Origin of the sequence: Microcystis sp. M53602_WE12 (assembly GCF_030065455.1) — a bacterium.
Classification (GTDB): domain Bacteria; phylum Cyanobacteriota; class Cyanobacteriia; order Cyanobacteriales; family Microcystaceae; genus Microcystis; species Microcystis aeruginosa.
The window spans coordinates 1-4,626 of sequence record NZ_JASJFB010000430.1 but is presented as its reverse complement, the minus strand read 5'-3'; the positions used below and the strand labels follow the sequence as shown (position 1 = coordinate 4,626).

The window sequence follows — 4,626 nt, the reverse complement described above, 5'->3', positions numbered from 1 at the left end:
GTGGGGTGTGGGGTGTGGGGTGTGGGGTTTTACCAGTTTTGAGGTGGCCAATTACCTAATTTTCAGGGAAAAAGTGCCTAAATTTCCCCCGATCACTCCCATATCCGGTACTTTTTGATTGACAAAAGGTCTAAAAGTCTTACCCAACAAGGTTTTAAGATTTATTCAGCCAGCCCTAAATAGACCATTTAACTGATTATTATTCCTTCTTAATTCTCCTGACTACTGACTCCTAACCCTAACAACAATTTTTGATTTTTACAAGAGGTCTATTATTTAAGCTGGCAGTAATCTCACCTAAGTCTCCGAGAAAGTCAAGAAATGCCCAAAAGCGCCAAGAGTTCTAATTTTAGCTACCCCCGGTACTTCTGTGGTGTAAATACTGAACACACCTAGATTTTGCCGTTGACTAGAGGTTTCGATCGCTGGTTTTAAGATTTGATTTTTGATCACATTTCTGGCTGCCACCGGCAAAGAATCGATCGAGCCACAGAGACTGATTTTCTCGCAAGCGATTTTGTCGGCATGAGCGAGGAGTTTTTCGGCGGCGTATTCGCTGTAAAGTTCTTGGGGGGGATTGGTAAATCCCATAATCCCCGCTATTACCCCCAAGGCGATCGCTCCCTTGAAGAAATTACCCCCCATAGCTACTTAGCTCCTTGATTTTGTCTTCTCCACTCTAATTTTGACAAGACATTTTCGATCTGCCTAGGGGGCAGTGTTAATTTCTTAAACCAATACCGGGTGCATAGCACTCTAGTACATTTCCCGTGAGACTGCAACTAACCAACAGATAATCACAGTGAGAACAGGCGGTGCTAACGAGATGGTGTTCTAAAATATGCTGTCTTTCGGCAAAATTTCCACAATTAGGACAGCGCACTTGTTGCCGGGTGATCATAGCAAACCTCATTAATTAGTTATCTTCTGTATATCAAGCTAGTTTTTCTTGATCCCAATCGGTTTAAGTCTATTTTTTCCTTGATCCCCATTATGGAGTCGATCATCTGATCTTGCTAGTAATTTTTACTAAACTTTGCAATTTTTCTGGAAAATTTTAATAATTTCTTTCTGGTGTTTTTTACCTTGATCGGATAGGTATCGGTAATTTTGGGGAAGAGAAAACCAGAAAGTGAACTATTGATCCCTTACTGCTATAATTACGGCTGAGATTATTGATTATGCTATGAAGTACGCTCTGGTTCACGAGTGGTTAACCCCAAAGGCGACGGGGGGATCGGAATTAGTGGTTAAGGAGATTTTACAATGTCTAGAGGCGGATTTATACGCTTTGATCGATTTTGAGTCCACTAATCCCGATAGTTATCTCTATGGTCGCTCGATCGGGACAACTTTTCTGCAAAATTTCCCGAAAGCGAGAAATGGCGTCCAAAAATACTTACCTTTTCTTCCCCTAGCGATCGAGCAGTTAAATTTAGAGGATTATGATGTAATTTTATCCTCCTCCCATTGTGTGGCTAAAGGGGTTTTAATTCGACCGGATCAGGTTCATATTTGTTACTGTCACAGTCCGATGCGTTATGCTTGGGATTTAACTTTTGACTATCTGGCTAATAGTAAGTTAGGACAGGGATTACCCGGTATTTTCACCCGTTATCTTTTGCATGGTTTGCGTCAGTGGGATGTGATTTCTGCTAATCGTGTGGACTATTTTCTAGCTAATTCCCACCACACCGCTAGACGAATTTGGCGCTGTTATCGACGGGAGGCAAAAGTTATTTATCCTCCCGTACAAATCGAGCGTTTTCCCTACCAAGAGAAAAAAGAAGATTTTTATTTAGTAGTCTCTCGTTTGGTTAGTTATAAAAAAGTCCCTTTAATCGTGGAGGCATTTAATCAATTGGGATTACCCCTAGTGGTTATTGGAGATGGTCCACAAATGGCTTTAATTCGTCAGTTAGCTAAGGATAATATTCAGATTTTAGGTGCGGTTTCTGATCGAATAGTAGCAGAATATATGTCGAAAGCAAAAGCGTTTATTTATGCTGCTTGTGAGGATTTTGGTATTGCTTTAGTGGAAGCGCAAGCTTGTGGTACTCCCGTGATTGCATTTGCTGCCGGAGGTGCTTTAGAAACCGTGCGGGATCTGCGGGAAAATTCTCCCCAGGGAACAGGATTACTTTTTGGGGAACAAAATCCCCAATCTTTGGTAGCAGCGGTTAAATATTTTGTGGATCAGGGTGATAGAATTGCTCCAGAAAGTTGTCGGCAACAGGCTAATAAATTTACTCCAGAGGTTTTTAGAAATGCTTACAGTTTGTTTATAGAGGAACATTCAATATCTAAAAATTATTGCTAAGTTTAATTAGAGCAGTTATCCTAATGGTGAGCTATGAGGTTTTCGTTTTAGGGAGTCGGTCATCGGTCGTTGATAACAAATTAGGTTACACTTTATCTTGATGAGAAACGTTGTATTTCAGCAATGGTGAAGATGCAGCCAATGCACCCTAAAATGTAATACTATGGATATTTCTCGAAAGTAGCTAAGCTAAACGGCTTTTACTTCGGATCACCGATATAGACTCCAAAAGGGTTATAGCTATTGGATCATGCAGGTTAAGCGCCGTTTAGCTTATCTAGCCAACGCTGATAGCTTACCGTGGTGCTTGTGATGACAGAAAAGCGAGGATTATAGCCGTGCCTTGGAATCGAGTTAATCAATGGGTAGAAAAACGCTCTTTAGTGGCCCTAGAATCAGCTTATCAGAGAGCGCTGAAAATTAAAGCGATCGAAGATAAACATTTTGGGGGACAAAAAATTTCCCCGGCTGCCGTGGGAGGAAAAAGTGTTTATGATTACTTTCAAAGTACCCTAGAGCGAGAATTATTACAGATACGTTTCGATTTAACTCAAGTGCGTCTGGGTAATTTTATCAATCCGCAAACTAACCCAGAAAATAATAACATCCTAGAGACTTTAAAGGCGATCGAGGATATTATCGGTAAATATCGCCTAGACTTAGAGGAATTGCTGCCCCCATTACCGAATAATCAAACCCCAAATCTGCCTAATACCAATCTCACCAGTGATAAACCCAGGGATAAAGATAACCAGATAATTTCTCCTGCAACCGGTAATAAATTTTTTAACTTCCAGCAAGAATTAACCCCAGAATACGAACAAACCGTTATTAAACAACTCCGTACCCTGCGACAACAGCAACGTATTGCTATTCGTTTTATCCTGATTATTATTTTAGTTCCTCTCTTGGTGCAGGTTATTAGTAGAAACTTTATTTTTAGCCCTGTTTTAAACTATTTTGGTGTGGATAGAGCGAAAATATCAGAAGTTTATATTTCTCAGGAAATTGGCGAAAAATATCTCAGGGAATTTGCTAGACTTCAAGAAATTGAAGAAATCAAGCAGGTTTTAGGAGTAGTAAAAGCAGGGCATAAATCAGAAGAAAATTTTCGGGAACAGGTGGAGGAATTATTCAGAGAAGCGGGTTATGAAAGTCAAGATGGTTGGAAAAACTTACTCTCCGATATCACTGGATTAATAGCCTTTATTGCGATCTTAATTTTTGGTCGTCAACAATTGGCAATTACGCGAGCTTATGTTAGTCGTTATTTTCTCAGCTTAAATGATATCACCAAAGCCTTTATCTTTATTCTCTTTACCGATATATTTGTCGGGTTTCACTCGGCGGAGGGTTGGACGGTAATCTTAGAAACTTTGTTCCGGCACTTTGGTTGGCGCGAGAATATTACATTTATTAGCTTGTTTGTGGCCACGGTTCCCGTTATCCTAGATACCATCTTTAAACTATTAATATTTAATTATCTGACTCGTAAATCTCCCACCGCCGCAACTATCCTAGAAAAAATGAACCAGTAACGCCCTATGATCCTTAGTATTGCCGATACCTTCATTAAAAGACCCGTTCTGACCACAGTTTGCTCGATTTTAATCGTTTTGATCGGAGCGATCGCTGTTCCCTTTTTACCCCTAGAAAAACTGCCCCAGTTGGCATTTATTCAGGTAGCGGTAAATGCCAACTATTTGGGAACCGATGCCAAAACCGTACAGGATAACGTTACCACGGTACTCGATCGCCAGATTAACGGGACAGAACAGATTGTTTATATGCAGTCCCAGAGTACCAACACCGGACAAAGTACGGTGAATGTCTTTTTCCCGGTGGAAATGGATCGTAACATTGCCCAAGTCTTGGTACAAAACCGTGTCAGTACCGCCGCCGCTAGTTTACCGGAAGAAGTGAACCGGCAGGGGGTGACAACCAATACCCAATCCCCCAGCGTTACCCTTGCCTACGGGATTTCCGCCAAACCGGATGAAAAGGGCAATTATCCCTACGATACGGTCTTTTTAAGTAACTTTGTCGATCGGGTCATCGATGCGGAGATTCGCCGGATCGAGGGGGTTGGTAGTACAACAATCATCGGGGAGAGGGAATACGCCCTACGTTTTTGGCTTAATCCCGATGCCTTAGCCGCTAGGGGCGTATCGGCGGAACAAGTAGTACAGGCGATCCGAGAACAGAATATTCAGGTGGGTGCGGGGACAATTGGCGGTGATCCCAGTCCCGAAGAGCAGCAATTCCAGATCGCCATTCGCGCCGTTGGTAGGGTGGCCACCGGGGAG

General features: G+C 41.9%; 5 protein-coding genes and 1 pseudogene. 4 read left to right on the top strand and 2 right to left on the bottom strand.

Translation table 11 applies throughout. From position 1 onward, the window contains the following. Window positions 1-183, top strand: a pseudogene (locus PX482_RS14530) (hypothetical protein); the annotation flags it as partial. A gap of 114 nt (window positions 184-297) precedes the next feature. Here the strand turns inward: PX482_RS14530 and PX482_RS14525 are convergent. Both PX482_RS14525 and PX482_RS14520 read right to left on the bottom strand, forming a co-directional pair. Continuing rightward, window positions 298-645, bottom strand: coding sequence for a DUF4359 domain-containing protein (locus tag PX482_RS14525; protein WP_002762448.1), 348 nt, complete (start codon window positions 643-645; stop codon window positions 298-300). 76 nt (window positions 646-721) lie between these two features. Further along, complete coding sequence (locus tag PX482_RS14520; protein ID WP_002762447.1) at window positions 722-901, bottom strand: hypothetical protein; 180 nt, start codon at window positions 899-901, stop codon at window positions 722-724. A 285-nt stretch (window positions 902-1,186) separates the two neighbouring features. Between PX482_RS14520 and PX482_RS14515 the strand changes: the two genes are divergently transcribed. From PX482_RS14515 to PX482_RS14505, 3 genes are all read left to right on the top strand, one after another. Further along, window positions 1,187-2,320 (top strand): glycosyltransferase, encoded by a 1,134-nt coding sequence (locus PX482_RS14515; RefSeq protein WP_288122602.1) that lies wholly within the window; start codon window positions 1,187-1,189, stop codon window positions 2,318-2,320. Between the two features lie 338 nt (window positions 2,321-2,658). Next, the gene (locus tag PX482_RS14510; protein ID WP_288094571.1) at window positions 2,659-3,858 is read left to right on the top strand and encodes a hypothetical protein; all 1,200 of its coding nucleotides are present in this window, start codon (window positions 2,659-2,661) and stop codon (window positions 3,856-3,858) included. Window positions 3,859-3,864: 6 nt separating this feature from the next. Further along, the coding region (locus PX482_RS14505; protein ID WP_288122600.1) for an efflux RND transporter permease subunit at window positions 3,865-4,626 on the top strand (762 nt) is incomplete at its 3' end.

Bases quoted from the DNA above. Each gene is read 5' to 3' on its own strand.
- PX482_RS14515 (WP_288122602.1), top strand. From the start codon at position 1,187: ATGAAGTACGCTCTGGTTCACGAGTGGTTAACCCCAAAGGCGACGGGG.
- PX482_RS14525 (WP_002762448.1), bottom strand. From the start codon at position 645: ATGGGGGGTAATTTCTTCAAGGGAGCGATCGCCTTGGGGGTAATAGCG.
- PX482_RS14520 (WP_002762447.1), bottom strand. From the start codon at position 901: ATGATCACCCGGCAACAAGTGCGCTGTCCTAATTGTGGAAATTTTGCC.